The sequence below is a fragment of the Proteus cibi genome (assembly GCF_003144405.1).
GTDB classification, from domain to species: domain Bacteria; phylum Pseudomonadota; class Gammaproteobacteria; order Enterobacterales; family Enterobacteriaceae; genus Proteus; species Proteus cibi.
On record NZ_PENW01000034.1, the window covers coordinates 55,466 to 72,513 of the forward strand.

Annotated in this window: 15 protein-coding genes; 4 read left to right on the plus strand and 11 right to left on the minus strand. The window is 40.9% G+C overall.

Features of this window, described 5'->3' with window-relative positions; translation table 11 throughout:
* Positions 1–2: 2 nt before the first annotated feature.
* From DK865_RS17345 to mreB, 10 genes are all read right to left on the minus strand, one after another.
* Positions 3–284: a barstar family protein gene (locus DK865_RS17345; RefSeq protein WP_109392437.1), complete on the minus strand. Its 282-nt coding sequence runs from the start codon at positions 282–284 to the stop codon at positions 3–5.
* Positions 284–784, minus strand: a complete 501-nt coding sequence (locus DK865_RS17350; RefSeq protein WP_023582885.1) for a ribonuclease — start codon at positions 782–784, stop codon at positions 284–286. The genes DK865_RS17345 and DK865_RS17350 overlap by 1 nt, the downstream gene beginning before the upstream one ends.
* A gap of 87 nt (positions 785–871) precedes the next feature.
* On the minus strand, positions 872–2,317 hold the full coding sequence (tldD, locus tag DK865_RS17355; protein ID WP_023582886.1) for a metalloprotease TldD: 1,446 nt from the start codon (positions 2,315–2,317) through the stop codon (positions 872–874).
* Complete coding sequence (nit1, locus tag DK865_RS17360) at positions 2,314–3,174, minus strand: deaminated glutathione amidase (RefSeq protein WP_023582887.1); 861 nt, start codon at positions 3,172–3,174, stop codon at positions 2,314–2,316. The genes tldD and nit1 overlap by 4 nt, the downstream gene beginning before the upstream one ends.
* A complete protein-coding gene (yhdP, locus tag DK865_RS17365; protein ID WP_109392438.1) occupies positions 3,171–6,971 on the minus strand; it encodes an AsmA2 domain-containing protein YhdP in 3,801 nt (1,266 codons plus the stop codon). The genes nit1 and yhdP overlap by 4 nt, the downstream gene beginning before the upstream one ends.
* A gap of 45 nt (positions 6,972–7,016) precedes the next feature.
* Positions 7,017–8,486 carry a ribonuclease G gene (rng, locus tag DK865_RS17370; protein ID WP_023582889.1) on the minus strand — a complete coding sequence of 490 codons (1,470 nt, stop codon included), beginning with the start codon at positions 8,484–8,486 and terminating at the stop codon, positions 7,017–7,019.
* Positions 8,483–9,070: a Maf family protein gene (locus tag DK865_RS17375; protein ID WP_036913962.1), complete on the minus strand. Its 588-nt coding sequence runs from the start codon at positions 9,068–9,070 to the stop codon at positions 8,483–8,485. Before DK865_RS17375 ends, rng begins: the two co-directional genes overlap by 4 nt.
* A 52-nt stretch (positions 9,071–9,122) precedes the next feature.
* Positions 9,123–9,611, minus strand: a complete 489-nt coding sequence (gene mreD / locus DK865_RS17380) for a rod shape-determining protein MreD (RefSeq protein ID WP_023582891.1) — start codon at positions 9,609–9,611, stop codon at positions 9,123–9,125.
* Between the two features lie 5 nt (positions 9,612–9,616).
* Positions 9,617–10,660 carry a rod shape-determining protein MreC gene (gene mreC, locus DK865_RS17385; protein ID WP_023582892.1) on the minus strand — a complete coding sequence of 348 codons (1,044 nt, stop codon included), beginning with the start codon at positions 10,658–10,660 and terminating at the stop codon, positions 9,617–9,619.
* Positions 10,661–10,751: 91 nt separating this feature from the next.
* Positions 10,752–11,795, minus strand: a complete 1,044-nt coding sequence (gene mreB / locus DK865_RS17390) for a rod shape-determining protein MreB (protein WP_023582893.1) — start codon at positions 11,793–11,795, stop codon at positions 10,752–10,754.
* A 688-nt stretch (positions 11,796–12,483) separates the two neighbouring features.
* On the opposite strand from mreB, the gene acuI reads away from it, so the two are divergent.
* The 4 genes from acuI (at position 12,484) to accC (ending at position 16,198) form a co-directional block, all read left to right on the plus strand.
* Positions 12,484–13,458 carry an acrylyl-CoA reductase (NADPH) gene (gene acuI, locus DK865_RS17395; RefSeq protein WP_023582894.1) on the plus strand — a complete coding sequence of 325 codons (975 nt, stop codon included), beginning with the start codon at positions 12,484–12,486 and terminating at the stop codon, positions 13,456–13,458.
* A gap of 430 nt (positions 13,459–13,888) precedes the next feature.
* On the plus strand, positions 13,889–14,332 hold the full coding sequence (gene aroQ, locus DK865_RS17400; RefSeq protein WP_006535378.1) for a type II 3-dehydroquinate dehydratase: 444 nt from the start codon (positions 13,889–13,891) through the stop codon (positions 14,330–14,332).
* Between the two features lie 33 nt (positions 14,333–14,365).
* Positions 14,366–14,836: an acetyl-CoA carboxylase biotin carboxyl carrier protein gene (gene accB, locus DK865_RS17405; protein ID WP_023582895.1), complete on the plus strand. Its 471-nt coding sequence runs from the start codon at positions 14,366–14,368 to the stop codon at positions 14,834–14,836.
* A 12-nt stretch (positions 14,837–14,848) separates the two neighbouring features.
* Positions 14,849–16,198, plus strand: coding sequence for an acetyl-CoA carboxylase biotin carboxylase subunit (gene accC, locus DK865_RS17410; RefSeq protein ID WP_023582896.1), 1,350 nt, complete (start codon positions 14,849–14,851; stop codon positions 16,196–16,198).
* 73 nt (positions 16,199–16,271) lie between these two features.
* Here the strand turns inward: accC and DK865_RS17415 are convergent, their stop codons facing one another.
* Complete coding sequence (locus tag DK865_RS17415; protein WP_023582897.1) at positions 16,272–16,730, minus strand: Lrp/AsnC family transcriptional regulator; 459 nt, start codon at positions 16,728–16,730, stop codon at positions 16,272–16,274.
* Positions 16,731–17,048 lie beyond the last annotated feature (318 nt).

Consider the following 17,048-nt stretch of genomic DNA (forward strand, 5'->3'; position numbering starts at 1 on the left):
AATTACTTTTGTGTTTTATGCTCACAATGAAAGCTTAAAACGTCTTTACCAAGCTCATTTTGTGCTTCTTTCATCAATTCCACTAAAGGTTGAAAATCACGGGAATAATGAGGCAAATGCTTAAAAACAATACTGACTGGCAATTCTATTTCTCCCACTAACGCATCCCATAATGCATCTAGGTTATCGCCAAATTTATCATCTAACTGAAATTGCGATGCAAAATCGTGGTAAAAGGCGTCTCTATCTACCAGTATTTTAAAATCGAAGATAACCTGTTTCATTAAGGGGCAACCTTTGTCATTGTACGGTAATGATCGGTAGTGAGATAAATCAGTCCATCATTTGAATAAAGCAATCTATCACTACCACGATGCCCACAATGATAATTCACATCCGCTTCATACCACTGGCGCCCCATCTCTTCTGGTAACTGTTTTTCACGATTCATAAAACGATCACCCCCAATTGCTCTTCCTGGCAAAACTTCACATAAATTGCCTTCTTTCGCATTCCAGCCTTGTGCTCTTGCTTCTTTCTTGGTGAGATAAAAATCAGGCAACTGCTGATGACGCTGTAAATAATCAGCCACTTTATTTGATTGTGTTTTTTCGTCAATTGACAGAGGGAGTTGTGCAGGTCTATTGAGACTACTACTGGATGATGTCGGAATAGGTGCTGATGAAGAGGGTTCTGGTGCTTGGCTTTCAGGTAGAAGTCCTTTGTAAAGCACACCAAACAAAACCGCAACAACAATAAGTACGGGTAATAAACGTTTTCCCATTCGTTAGCTCCTTTAACTGTTATTCAGATAAAAAACTCCATCAAAAGATGGAGTTTTTACAATACGTAGAGATAACTATAGCAACAATTACGCGGTTCCGCCGACAGTAATTTTATCCAATTTTAATGTTGGTTGCCCTACACCAACAGGGAGGCTCTGCCCTTCTTTACCACAAACGCCAACCCCTTTATCTAAAGCCAGATCATTACCCACCATAGAAACCTGTTGCATCGCTTCAATACCCGAACCAATCAGCGTTGCCCCTTTAATTGGCTTGGTTATTTTTCCATTCTCGATTAAATAAGCTTCTGAGGTTGAGAAGACAAATTTACCCGATGTGATATCAACCTGACCGCCACCAAAGTTTGGTGCATAAATACCACGATCAACGCTGGCTATAATCTCTTCAGGTGAGGATTTGCCTGCTAACATATAAGTGTTTGTCATACGAGGCATAGGAAGATGCGCATAAGACTCACGACGACCATTTCCTGTTGGTGCAACGCCCATTAAACGCGCATTCATCTTATCTTGCATATAGCCTTTTAAGATGCCATTTTCGATTAAAACATTGTATTGACCTGGTACACCTTCATCATCAATAGCGACAGAGCCACGGCGACCTTCGAGAGTACCATCATCAACAATTGTACAAAGCTCAGAAGTCACTTTCTCGCCAATGCGACCTGAAAATACAGAGGTTTCACGACGGTTAAAATCACCTTCTAAACCATGACCGACAGCTTCATGCAATAATACACCCGGCCATCCTGCCCCCAAGACTACGGGCATCGTTCCAGCGGGTGCTGCAATAGCTGATAAATTCACTAATGCCATACGCACAGCTTCACGCGCATAAGTAATTGCATGGCTTTCACCATTTACTTTAGTTAAGAAATAGTCATAACCAAAGCGCCCACCGCCCCCACTTGCGCCACGCTCACGTTTGCCATCTTCTTCCACCAGCACACTCACTGAAAGGCGAACTAAAGGACGCACATCGGCAGCTAACGTACCATCGGTTGCGGCAACAAGGACATGCTCATAAACACCTGTTAATGACGCATTCACTTGCTTAACGCGTTTATCTTCGGCACGAGCGGCTTTATCCACTTCATGCAATAGCGCAATTTTTTCTTCACGAGAAAGGCTTTGCAGAGGATCGTTTACGCTGTATAGCGGAGAATGTTGAATAGCACCTAAAGTATGGATACGACCATGACCTTTAGCTTGAACAATACTTCGCGCAGCATGCGCACTTTGGTTAAGTGCATTAAGCGTGAGTTGATCGGCATAAGCAAAACCGGTTTTTTCACCGTAAATTGCTCTAACGCCAACACCTTGATCAATATTGTAAGAGCCATCTTTAATAATCTGATCGTCGAGTATCCAAGCCTCGTGATAACTCGACTGAAAATAAAGATCACCATAATCAATTTGACGCTGTGCAAGCTGCTCTAGTGTTGATGCTAAATCATCTAAACTAAGTTTGTTTGCTTCCAACAGACTTTCGCTGACAACAGCTAAACTCATAATTCTTCTTTATCCTTAACTTTTTTGATTAAGTGGGTCAGTTTCGGGCGAAAGCGGTTATGTTTTACAACCCGTATCTGTTCACGCATACCGTGTAGACTTTCGACGCCAATACTCAACGTTAACGCACTCACAGCATCTGGGTTCTTTTTCAAAACTTTCCCCCAACCATCAATCGCCATGGTATGACCCCAAGTCCGGCGCGTATCATGTGTCCCCACTTGTGCTGGTGCTAAGATAATACACTGATTCTCAATCGCACGAGCACGTAATAAAGGCTCCCAGTGCGCTTTACCTGTTAAACGGGTAAAAGCCGCTGGCACAGAGATTATCTCTGCCCCTTTTTCTCTTAATGCTTGGAAAATACCGGGGAAGCGTAAGTCATAACAGATCGTTAAACCTAATTTCCCAACAGGAGTATCCACGACTGTTAGGCGCTCACCGCGTTGATAAATAGAAGATTCGTTATATTCGCCTTGCTCATCATCAATACTCACATCAAACATATGGATTTTGTCATAACGAGCACGAATAACACCTTCATCATCAAACACCAAACTACTGCTGGTAATTTGGTCTGGTGAGTCTCGACTAATCAATGGCATAGAACCGACTAAGATCCACACTTTGTAACGCTGAGCCATTTTAGCGATAGCATTTTGTAACGGCCCATCGCCCTGAATTTCAGCATGTTTGTGGTAATCTTTTGAGTTTGAAAAAAGTAACGCATTTTCAGGTGTTAATACGAGCTTCACTGAATCGGGTAATTGCTTAATCTGTTGCTCGATTTGCGCCAGATTATTTTTTGTGTTTTTTCCGCTACAAAGTTGCAAAAGTGCGACATTAACTTTTTTCATAACGCCTGATTCTCCTTAAGCTGACGCAGTACTTCGTCAATTTTGGGTTGTTCCATAGTTCCGGTCACATGATAACGGATAACTGAAATCTTACTCCAAAGTGGTCCCAGAACCTTTGATGCCGCAAATACTGCGGCGCCTGCAATTGGGTTTATTGCGAAAGCCGTAGCAACACCTACTGTGGCTGAAATCTCGGGGGTGACTACAACTTGTAGATCCATTTTACGTTCAAGTAAATCCACTTTCCCACTTATCGCAATATCGGCAATAACACCATCAACACGGACACTCTCTGCATTCATAATACCTTGATTAATCGTAATTTCACTCTTAATCGAGTCATACTCAAAATGCTCACTGAAAGTATCTCTAAAATCAAATTGTAATTTACGTAACAGTGCATCGAAACTCACAAGTCGAAGTAACTTACCCGCTTGTCCTACATTAACTTTCTCTATGCGCCCTTTGCCCAAGGTTGATTTAATATCACCTTGCAAAGTAGCCAGTTCAAAGTTCCACGGTGTATTACGCCATTGTAACGAGAAATCAGCGGCGAGGGGGGATTGAATAATCGGGATAATGTAACCAAAATAGGCTGCCATTTCGTCAACTTCTTCGGCTTTTAATTTTCCCATTAATTTTGTCGTATTCTTGCCCGCATTGTCTTCAGACCACACACCATTAATCGACAATTCACCGCTACTATTTTCTAGTTTACCGTCAGTTAAAAACAACGCCCCCTGATTTTGTTTTAACGAGCCTTCGATTTTCCCTAAAAGCAGGCCATTAACCCAACACTCCTGACATTCAAAATCAATAGAAGGAATATTTTTCACCGAAAATTTCAATGTGTTGGGTTCAGAAATATTTGCCATTTTTAACGGTTTGTCTTCTTGGGCTGAAGTGACGCCATTAAAATAGAGATAATTAATATTCACTTGCCAAGGCGCTGATGTTTCAGGAATAAACACATCCCCTCGTAGCTCATTTCCTGAAAATGCAAATTTTACCCCTTCACTAACGCGCATAATTTCAGTTTGAGGATTACTCCATTTTTGCCCCGCAAAATTTAAATCTGGCAAACTGATATGCACATTATCAGGAAAAGTGACTTCATTTTCAGATGGCGTCAAAGATGAAAAAGCCATCAATGTTGGCAACCATTTATCACCCTCTAATCCTTTAAGAGCAATGGTTAAGCGTTGTTGTGAGCTTAACTCAGGTAATTTAAGGCGAGAAGAAACCAGATTACCCCGTAATAAACGCAGCTGTTTACCTAATCCCCATTGGCTATTCAGTTTCCACTGTTTTTCAGCATTAGCATTCACAGTTAAGGTTTCACTATTACCGCTTGCAGAAATAACAATAGGCGGTGAATTTTTTAAATCTTGCGTTTCAGGCGCGGTTAACTTACTCGTTAATGCATTGATATTTCCAGTTAAATCAACTTGATAATCAACATCACCTTTTTCGGGGATCTTAACATTAACGTTGCCATTCCAAGGAAATACACCACTAAATTCCTGTTGAATATCGCTAGGTAACCCTTGGATTTTTTGAATATCCCATTGACCTTTTAAGCCGACATCGACCTGATAATTATCTGTATCATTGTGACTTGTAAATGAGAAAGCGAGAGGTTGACCAAACCAATTAGCCGTTAATGTATCACTCTCAAGTTTGTCATTATGGTAACGAAACTGTCCATTCACACCTTTTAACGTGGTATCCATAAAGTTCAAAGTGACATCATTATCTTTTAAATTAATATCACCCGAAGCCACAACCTCACCACCATCAAATGGGATATCAAGTTTCAATGTGCCATTAATTTTTCCAGCCACATTCAATTCTTCAAGCGTATGACCAATACTCGCCATTTGAGAATCTAAAAAATACTCTTTTAGCTCGTCGCCTGTGGCTTGAATATCCGCATTAATTAAGATCTTTTCCTGTTGATAGTGCTCAATCACCGCACTTAAATTCGTGGCGGTTGCTTTACCTACTTTCGCTTGTGCAGAAGACATCCATAAGCCGTCATTTTTAAAATCTAGATTAATATCAAGATCGAATAATGCAGGCCATTCACTATCAAATTTAAAGGTGGCGCGTTTAACAGGGGCATAAACTTGGAACCACCCTTTGTGATTATCAAAAGGAAAATCGGCGGGGTCGCCATGGAAAATAAAGGTTCCATTATCGATATGACCTGCAATAATCGCATCCGAGAGATACTGTGTTAACTCTTTACCCACATACTCTTCTGGCAGATAACGCCATGCATCACCTGCATTTGTGACTCTTACGCCTGAAAGTATAGAAAGTCGTTGATCTTCCGCTTGTTTCTCATAACGAAAATCCCCCGCAACCCATGCTGATGTGGCTTGAATATCTAATCCTTCACTCCAAAGAGATAAGTTATCTCCAGAATGAGTCCAATAAACCGCGCCTTTTCCTTTTTCAATATTCAGCGGTGCTTTAAACAATTCTCCAGTATCTATTTCACTGTTTTCTAAGGTGAAATTAAGTTCACCACGTTGCATACTGCCTTTTAATTGCCCACCAAAGTGTTGCACGGAAGGGATCTCTTGCCAACGTTTCCAACTCACATTGTTCCACGAAATATTCATTGCGCTTTGCGCAAAGTTTTCCGGTGTGAGATCCAATGCAAAATCATTAACCACACCAGAAAATTGGCGATACTGCCATTGGCGAACAAAATCGGGGGTTAAAAAAGAGAATAATGGCAATACAGCATATAACCTATCTAACTCAATATTTTTGGCACGAATGCGCCATGCTTCATCATGCTGTTTTTCTTTTGGTTGATAAAGAACGGCTAAATAACCATCTGGCCACTCTTCACCATCCATTGTAATTTTTCGAGTATAAGGAACATCCGCAAGCCAGCCATTTTCTTGCCTTCTCATACGTAATATTAAGTCTTCAACCTTTAATGCGTGTGAGGTGCCATCATTACTCCAGTTCATTTCACCTTGATGAATTTGCAACTGACTTCCAGTAATACGCCCTTGAGTAATGTCAATCCAATTAGACAAGCTGACTTTGACTTCACCTACTCCACTATTATTTTTTACCCACTGACTCAGCCAAGGTGAGATATCAATCTCATCTGCGGTAAGAAATACTTTACCGTTATCAATTAAGCCATTCTCTGTGGTATAGAGATCAAGGCGTACCTTTAAACCACCATAATGATTAATCGGCGTATCAAGCGTGACTTCACCTTGAGCGCGGTGACGATCCTTTTGATTTAACCACATCAATTCAGGTACATGTAATGTACTGGTGTCTCCTGAAGGGGTTAAAAACACAAAACGGCTATCAATCAGTTTAAAGCGATCAAACTGTTCAAGAAAAATTGAAGAGATATCATCAGGTTTAGTTAACGTTATATCTCCACTTTGCCCAGTAAAAATAGGCTTATGGTAATTAACATATAACTGTTCAAAGGTCAGTTCACGAAATTGAAGGCGAAAAGCGAATAATGAACGCCAAACATCAAAAGAAAAAGTGACTTTTTCTGCCGTCACATCCACATCTTTATTGGCAATATTCAGCCCTTCTACTTGAATATCAGGGCCAAAATTCTGCCACTCCCCAATGATCTTTGTCATTGAGATCGGGCTATTGAGTTGCTTCGTAAGATACGATTCTATTTCAGGGCGATAGCTATCTAAGCGCGGCAGAAAGTAGCGAAACCCGCTTAATACCAAGGCAAAAACGATGAGGCAAAAAACTGTTATCACTAACAGGTATTTCGGCAGCCGTTTCATTTTTGTCTCCTTTCTGCCATCATATTCATTAGGAAGGCGAATCCATTACATCATCACCACATCAAATTGCTCCTGACTATAAAGTAGTTCAGTTTGCACTTTTACTTGTTTACCGACAAAAATTTCAACCTCCGCTAATGCATGTGACTCATCGCCTTTTAATGCTTCTGCAACTGCTGAGGAGGCGTAAACTAAGAAGCGATCGGCATCAATCGTTTTATGCACTCGCACTATTTCACGTAAAATCTCATAACAAACCGTTTCTACTGATTTTACCGTACCTCGCCCTTGGCAAGTTGGGCAGTCATCACAAAGCACATGTTCGAGACTTTCCCGCGTTCTTTTACGTGTCATTTCCACTAAGCCGAGTTGAGAGAAACCATTAATCGTTGTTTTCACTCTATCTTTACTTAGCGCTTGTTCAAGTGATGCCAATACTCTGCGTTTATGTTCATCATTATTCATATCAATAAAATCAATAATGATAATACCGCCTAAATTACGTAACCGTAATTGACGAGCAATGGCTTGGCTTGCTTCAATATTTGTATTAAAAATCGTTTCTTCTAAATTTCGATGACCAACAAATGCCCCTGTATTGATATCAATCGTGGTCATTGCTTCAGTTTGATCGATAATCAGATAACCGCCTGATTTCAATTCAACTTTGCGCTCTAAAGCCCGTTGAATTTCACTTTCTACACCGTAGAGATCAAAAATAGGCTGATTGCCTTGGTGTAATTCAAGTTTAGCGGTTAATTCAGGAATATATTCACCAATAAATTCCTGTAGTTGATTGTAGGTTAATTTAGAATCCACTCGTATGCTATCTAACTCAGAACCCGCAAAATCACGTAAAATACGCTGTGCTAAAGCCAGTTCGCCATAAATTTGAATACGGGTTTTATTTCTTTTCTTACGCTCAATGATTTTATTCCATAGGCGTTTGAGAAAAGCGGCATCTTGCTTAATTTCATTTTCGCCAACGCCCTCGGCGGCGGTACGGATAATAAAACCGCCATTTTCATCGCAATACTCTTCAACAAGTTGCTTTAAACGTTCACGCTCTTCTTCACTGTCAATTCGCTGAGAAACGCCTACATGAGACGCACCGGGCATAAACACTAAATAGCGAGAAGGCAATGTAATATCGGTGGTAAGCCGAGCACCTTTGGTTCCTAAAGGATCTTTAACCACCTGTACGATTAAATCTTGTCCTTGATGCACCAGTTGCGCAATATCACGAACATTAAATTTTTTCTGCTCTTCACCTGCAATACATTCAGTGTGAGGCATGATGTCAGAAGCATGTAGAAAAGCGGCTTTATCCAGCCCGATGTCAATAAATGCAGCTTGCATCCCAGGTAATACGCGACTTACCCGACCTTTGTAGATGTTTCCGACGATACCTCGTTTAGCTTCTCTTTCGACATGAATTTCTTGAAGTATGCCTCCGCGAATATAGGCAACACGAGTTTCAGATGGTGTCACATTCACTAATAACTCAGCTGTCATGAAATCTCCTTCTCATTAGCTAGAGACGAAAATTGAGCTATCAAGGCTTCGGTTTCAACAAGAGGCAATCCGACAACAGCATGATAACTTCCCTCAATCCGTTGAACAAAACGACCTCCTTTTCCTTGAATGCCATAAGCGCCAGCTTTATCCATTGGCTCTCCTGACTCAATATACGCGCTAATCTCACTCTCTGTCATCTCTCTAAAAGTGACGTGTGTGACGACTAATTGGCTCAATGTGTGTGTTCTATTAGAGATGGCAATTGCTGTCATCACTTGATGTGTTGCGCCTGAGAGTGAGCGTAAGATTTGTGCGGCATGGGTTTTATCACGAGGTTTTTCAAGAATATGACCATCATGAACCACAATCGTATCAGAGCCCAAAACGGGATAATCATAGGGTGCTTGTCTGACACCTTCTTGTGATTTTTCTTTTGCCAAACGAAGAACATACTCTTCTGGTTTTTCACCTTGTTGCCAAATTTCATCAATTGCTGGCGTGATAATACTAAATTCAACATCTAATAACGCGAGAAGTTCACGTCTTCTTGGTGAGCTGGAAGCAAGGTAAAGCGTGGTCACAAATAATGTCCTCATGACGGTAACGCAAAAGAGACCGCCATGATCCAATAACTTAGTGAACTAAAAACTGGTGACGGATTTTGCGAAGCAAAAAATAAAGCCATGGCCAAAGAATACCACTGACTGGGCTATTCCAGAATACTTGAGGGTGAAAAGTCACAGGTGAAAGTAAAAATTCTGCCCAAAATACAGCAAGATCGACAACAACAATACTTAACATCACCACGAAGGCTTGTTGCCATAACGCTAAATTACAAAAAAGCTGATATTTAAAGGCTATGACATAACTCACTAAAGTATAGGCCAATGCATTGACACCCAAGGTAGTTCCTTGGACTAAATCGATAATCATCCCCAAAACAAATGCGGTTCCAACACTGACACGATGAGGAATGGCGGTTATCCAATAAATAAGAAATAACATGGGCCAAATAGGTCGATACACTTCTAACTGTTCTGGCCACGGCATAATTTGTAAAACTAATGCGACAAGAAAAGAGAGCCAAACAACCCAACGCCCACGACTTTGATATGGATTCATCGTGTCTACCTACTTCTTGTATTATTGGTATTGGCAGGTGTATTTGTCGCGGGTGTCACCGTTCCGTTAGTTTCTTCAGCCGTATTGCCTAACGGCTCTTGAGACATAGAACGAGGAAGCGGCGGTCCAGCTTGTTCATAATTAGGTAAAACTTGAGGCATCAGTTGCATTAAACGTTCATTCGCCGCGTGATAAACCTCGGATGGCAGAGGAGGCTCACCCGTTTTATCTGATGTATTCCATAATAAAAGTAAATAGCGTAAACGTTGTAGCTCTGCTGAAGGTCGAACATTAATCACAGAATAAGCCCGCTGATTATCGACTTTCACTGACGATACCACACCAACAGGATACCCTTCTGGGAAGCGACCGCCCAATCCTGATGTCACTAAAACATCGCCTACACGAATATCAATATTGGCAGGTAATGCTTCTAACAATAAATCATCGGCACAGCCTGCTCCCGAAGCTATAACACGAATATCATTACGTAAAACTTGTACAGGCAATGCATGAGAAGTGTCACATATTAATAGTACTCGACTCGTAAGCTCACTTACGGCAATAACTTGTCCTACAACACCTTTATCACTAATAACAGGTTGCCCTTCATAGACGCCATCGTTGGTTCCTTTATCAATAACGACTTGATCACGATACGGCGTGCTATTACCAGACAGCACTTGTGTTACTGTCATTTGTTCATTTTGGCGCAGTGGTGAACCAAGTAATTCTCGTAAGCGGGCATTCTCTTGCTTAAATTGCTCCAGTAATTGGCTTTCTCCGCTACGAACTAATAACTCTTTCCTTAATGCTTGATTCTCAAATTGTAAACGCTCACGTGTAGCAAAGGTTTCTGAAATTTGATCAAGAAAACGGCGAGGACCATTTGCAAGAAAATAGAAGGGGCTAACAGCAGTATCTAGATACTGGCGGACTTTAGAAAATGCACCAATACGGTTATCAGCAATCAATAAAGAGATAGCGATAACCACGGCGATTATTAATCTTAGTTGCAGGGAAGGGCCCCGACTAAAAATTGGCTTCATAAACTCTAAGATCACTCACACGGAGAAGTAAAAGAACAGGCGTAAATATTCTCACCAAGGGGGAATCCATTCTCCCTTGTTAGAATTAATCTCAATCTTCGCTAAACAGATCGCCACCGTGCATATCGATCATTTCTAATGCTTTACCACCACCACGAGCAACACAAGTCAGTGGATCTTCAGCAACAATCACAGGAATACCTGTTTCTTCCATTAATAAGCGATCGAGGTTACGTAATAATGCACCACCACCCGTTAAGACCATACCGCGCTCTGAAATATCAGAGGCTAATTCTGGTGGACATTGCTCTAATGCAACCATGACAGCGCTGACGATACCTGTTAATGGCTCCTGCAAGGCTTCAAGAATTTCATTCGAGTTTAATGTAAAGCTACGAGGTACACCTTCTGCAAGGTTACGACCGCGGACTTCAATCTCGTTGACTTCATCTGAAGGATAAGCCGAACCGATATCGTGTTTGATACGTTCTGCAGTTGCTTCACCAATCAGTGAGCCGTAGTTACGACGTACATAGTTGATGATAGCTTCATCAAAACGGTCACCACCAATACGAACAGAAGAAGAGTAAACGACACCGTTTAATGAAATCACGGCAACTTCTGTAGTACCACCACCAATATCGACCACCATTGAGCCTGTTGCTTCAGAAACAGGTAAGCCTGCACCAATTGCCGCAGACATAGGTTCTTCAATTAAGAACACTTCGCGAGCACCCGCACTTAATGCTGATTCCCGGATAGCTCTGCGTTCTACTTGAGTAGCGCCGACTGGTACACAAACTAATACACGAGGACTTGGACGCATAAAGCTATTGTTATGAACCTGTTTTATGAAGTGCTGAAGCATTTTTTCGGTTACATAAAAATCAGCAATCACACCGTCTTTCATTGGACGGATAGCAGCGATATTCCCAGGTGTACGCCCTAACATCTGTTTGGCTTCATGCCCAACAGCTGCAACACTTTTTGATGTGCCAGCGCGATCTTGACGAATAGCGACGACGGAGGGTTCATCGAGAACAATACCCTGTCCTTTGACATAAATGAGGGTATTGGCGGTACCCAAGTCAATAGACAAATCGTTGGAAAACATGCCACGAAATTTTTTAAACATACGAAAGGATAATCCTGCAAGCCGGGACGGAAAAATCCGTCTACTCTATCAACCACAATAAGCAGCGACAAGGCGCGATTCGCTACTTAGATTAAAGTGGACACGTAAATAATCTTAAAGGCACAATATTCTACGTTACTTTTCCCAATTGGAGCAGAAAAAAACTGCATAAAAATGGGCTAATTAGAACGATTAACGCATAATTTCGATCCTACGCCATTCATATTTAGCTTATGTAACAATACAAACAACGCTCATATCAATAAAGAAAAATCTCACTTCGTTGCCAAACTGTGACTCAAAAGTCTCATTGCAAGTTCAAATAAAATTTATTCATTTAAATAAGCACAATTATTCTATTGATATTAAATGGTATTTCACCGGCAAAATTTGACTGAGATAACGACCAACGTACCCACCTCGAATACTTCTCAGGCAACACATTATCTTTATTTCGAGCAATAAAGAGAAATGCTAATTTTTATCCAATCGTAAACCATTAACGGTGTTATCTAATTACCAAGAGATAAAACTCAGAATAATCTCTGCACCAATAAACGTAGAACCCCCGTTTATACACTAAAAAAGGATTATTTGTCTCATTATTACAATAGATATTGTGCACAATCACGACGAGATCTAAAAAATCACCTATCATGACACAAATAGAAATCGATGAGGGGTCAAAATGAAAGCATTATTAGTAGAACAAAATGACAACAAACTCAGTGCTAGCGTACAAAGCATTGATGAAAAAATACTGCCTATTCATGAGGTTATTGTCGATATTCATTACTCAACGCTTAACTATAAAGATGGACTCGCGATCACAGGCAAAGGAAAAATACTGCGTCAATTCCCAATGGTACCGGGTATCGATTTTTCGGGTGTTGTTCATCACACCGAAGATCCTCGTTTCCACATTGGTCAACATGTCTTATTAACCGGCTGGGGAGTCGGTGAAAACCACTGGGGTGGTCTTGCACAAAAGGCGGGTGTAAAAGGCGATTGGTTAACTGTCGTGCCAGAAGGACTCTCTTTAAAAAATGCCATGACAATTGGGACTGCGGGTTTTACTGCCATGCTTTGTGTGATGGCATTAGAACAAGGCGGTCTCACACCTGAAAGTGGTGACATTTTAGTTACAGGCGCCAGTGGTGGTGTCGGAAGCACGGCGATTAGTTTACTAACCGCATTAGGCTATCAAGTTACCGCATTGAGTGGCAGAGTCAGCAACCATGAGTATTTGCGTAAACTCGGTGCCAAAAATATTATCACTCGCGAAGAGTTTGAACCTGCGGGCAGAGCTTTAGATAAACAACGTTGGGCGGGGGCAATTGATACCGTGGGTGGGCAAATTCTTGCTAATATTTTGTCACAGACACACTATAACGGCACAGTGGCGGCTTGTGGGTTAGCAGGCGGTTTTTCTTTGCCAACAACCGTCATGCCTTTTATTTTACGTAATGTTCGTTTGCAAGGTGTTGACTCTGTTTATTTCCCAGCAGAAAAACGTGCTCAAGTTTGGCAACGTTTATTACAATTACTACCAGATACATTCTATCAGCAAGCCATGACAGAGATTACACTTGATGAAGTTCCACGTTATGCTCAGATGATTATGGATAATCAAGTGACAGGCAGAACCTTAGTAAAACTCTGATCCTCCGTTTTTATCTGCTTATTTCTGGCATTAATTCACCTTATTTAGTGCCAGAATAAGCTTCATTGTGTGTGATACTGCCAGCAAATTGTGATGTAGATCACATTTATGATATATATTGATAATCAATCTCTAAGAAATTCAGATTTCCAGTGACATCAATAAATAACGTGATGTTATGATTATTTTTTGGACACCTGTTTATTTCGCTTTCTCGCGTTTACAACCTTGTAAAAACTTTTAACTTTTCATCAAAATAAACCCTTCATTCCCTGATTAGACCAGTATTTTGCTGTTATCTTCTGTGAAATGTCTATAATGTCGGACTTTGTGATATGTATCGTAGCATTAGATACAATAAAAGATGACAAAACGAAAAGCACAGGTTATTTTGTCATTTCGTTGACGAATTGACGGAGATAGAAGCATAATGTCGGAAAATTTTCATATTTTGCTCCTGAATGGTCCGAATCTAAACCTGCTTGGAACAAGAGAGCCGGAAACCTACGGACACTTAACTCTGGATGATATCGTTCAAAGTTTGTCAGCAGATGCTCAGGCATTAAATGTGAAACTCAGCCATTTTCAGTCTAACGCTGAATTTGAGCTGATAAATAAAATTCATGCAGCTCGGGGTAATGTCGATTATATATTAATCAACCCTGCAGCTTTCACGCATACCAGTGTTGCGTTGCGTGATGCATTATTAGGGGTGAATATTCCATTTATTGAAATTCACCTGTCCAATGTCTACAGTCGGGAACCTTTCCGTCACCATTCATATCTCTCTGATATCGCAACAGGCGTAATCTGTGGATTAGGTGCAGAAGGTTATCGGTTTGCTTTACAGGCAGCGGTCAGCCGCTTGTCTTAATAAAAAACATCAAAAAGAGTACGGAATCAACTCATGGATATTCGTAAAATTAAAAAACTGATCGAGCTAGTCGAAGAGTCTGGCATTTCTGAACTGGAAATCTCTGAAGGTGAAGAGTCAGTACGTATTAGTCGTAACTCTGGTCTTCAGGGTCAAATGGCTCCTCAGCAATATTTTGCGGCACCAGTGGCACCTCAACCTGCATTAGCAAATGCAGTTGCGCCTGTAGCGCCAGAAACACCAGCGGCTACACCAACGCAAGAAATCAGCGGTCACGTTGTTCGTTCACCAATGGTCGGAACGTTCTACCGCTCACCAAGCCCTGAAGCCAAGAAATTTGTTGAAGTCGGTCAGCAAGTCAATGTAGGCGATACTCTGTGCATCGTTGAAGCAATGAAAATGATGAACCAGATTGAATCTGACAAAGCGGGTGTTGTTAAATCTATCCTTTGCCAAGATGGCGACAACGTTGAGTTTGACGCTCCACTCTTTGTTATCGAATAACGAGGCAGGTCCATGCTAGAAAAAATCCTCATTGCCAACCGTGGTGAGATAGCACTGCGTATCCTAAGAGCATGTAAAGAGCTTGGGATCAAAGCAGTTGCCGTTCACTCCACGGCAGACCGTGATTTAAAACACGTTCTGCTGGCAGACGAGACTATCTGTATTGGTCCCGCTGCTTCAGCAAAAAGTTACCTAAATATCCCTGCAATTATTGCAGCGGCTGAGATCAGTGGCGCACAAGCCATTCATCCAGGATACGGTTTCCTGTCTGAAAATGCTGATTTCGCAGAGCAAGTTGAACGCTCAGGCTTTATTTTTGTCGGCCCAAAAGCTGAAACCATCCGCCTAATGGGCGATAAAGTTTCTGCTATTGAAGCGATGAAAAAAGCAGGTGTTCCTTGTGTACCAGGATCAGACGGTCCTTTAGGTAACGACACTGCGAAAAATATTGAAATTGCTAAACGTATTGGCTACCCAGTTATCATCAAAGCCTCTGGTGGCGGTGGTGGACGCGGTATGCGTGTTGTTCGTTCTGAAAAAGATCTGGAACAATCGATTACAATGACGCGTGCGGAAGCAAAAGCGGCATTTAGCAACGACATGGTATACATGGAAAAATACCTTGAAAACCCACGCCATGTTGAAATTCAAGTTATGGCGGATGGTCAAGGTAATGCAATCTATTTGGCTGAACGTGATTGCTCAATGCAACGTCGTCACCAAAAAGTGGTTGAAGAGGCACCAGCACCGGGTATTACCCCTGAAATCCGTAAAAATATCGGCGAACGCTGTGCGAACGCATGTATTGAAATCGGCTATCGTGGTGCAGGTACATTCGAATTCCTGTATGAAAATGGTGAATTCTACTTTATTGAGATGAATACCCGTATTCAGGTTGAACATCCAGTAACAGAGATGATCACTGGCATCGACTTAATCAAAGAACAGTTACGCATTGCATCTGGCTTACCTTTATCAGTAACACAAGATCAAGTTAACGTTCATGGTCATGCAATTGAATGTCGTATCAACGCAGAAGATCCAAAAACCTTCATGCCAAGCCCGGGTACAATTACTCGCTTCCACTCACCAGGTGGATTTGGCGTACGTTGGGAATCGCATATTTACGCGGGTTATACTGTTCCACCTCACTATGATTCAATGATTGGTAAATTGATCACTTACGGTGAAACACGCGAAATAGCGATCTCTCGTATGAAAAATGCGTTGGCGGAACTTATCATTGATGGTATTAAAACCAATATTGAACTGCACCAGTTCATTATGAATGATGAGAATTTCCAAAAAGGTGGTACAAACATTCACTACCTTGAAAAACGTTTAGGTTTAGCTGAGAAATAATCTTTCTCGCTTAACAAGAAAAGGCATAGTTTATTTACTATGCCTTTTTTATTGCTGATCTTCTGATAAGTATTTATTTAATAGGAAACCCTTTAAAAGGTTTTATTTCTCGAATACTAAAACTGGTGTTCATCTCTTTGATATTGCCAATTGCTCGCACTTTCATCATTGAAACGTTGTGAAAATCTTCCATATCTTTAACGACCAGTTGCAACATGTAGTCATACCGCCCTGAAATATTATGGCAAGAAATCACATTATCAATTTTCATTATTTCTTGCTCAAAATGCGCCATATTATCTTCCGAATGCAGATCTAGCGTGATGTTCATAAATGCATAAAAATTAAATCCTAGGTGCTTAGGTTCAATGATCGCTCGATAATTCTTTATCACTCCCTTTTCTAATGCCTTAAGCCGCTTCCAACAAGCAGGTGGGGATAAAAAAACACGCTTAGCAATTTCTGCATTATTTAATCGCCCCTCTTCTTGTAACAGCTTAAGTATCCCCATATCCGTTTTGTCAAGAGTCATTCTATTTACACCTCTGTGACGTTAATCAAAATAACGTTTTTATCAAAGATAATTAATTTATAACTCAATTTTAGCGAATTTTATTAATAAATAAGTCCGTATTGCTTCCAATATGAAGAAATAATTAATCACTCTAATTGCTAAAATTATTCTCGAAGTATCGTTATTCAGCTAATACAAAATGATTAGAAGTCATGTTCCAAAAAGAAACTTAACAAAACAAATACTATAAATTTTACTTTCACATGGGATTACATGTATGACCTTATTAGAACAAAAAGTTGATAGGGCCTCTCTCTCAAAAGAAGAATGGAAAAA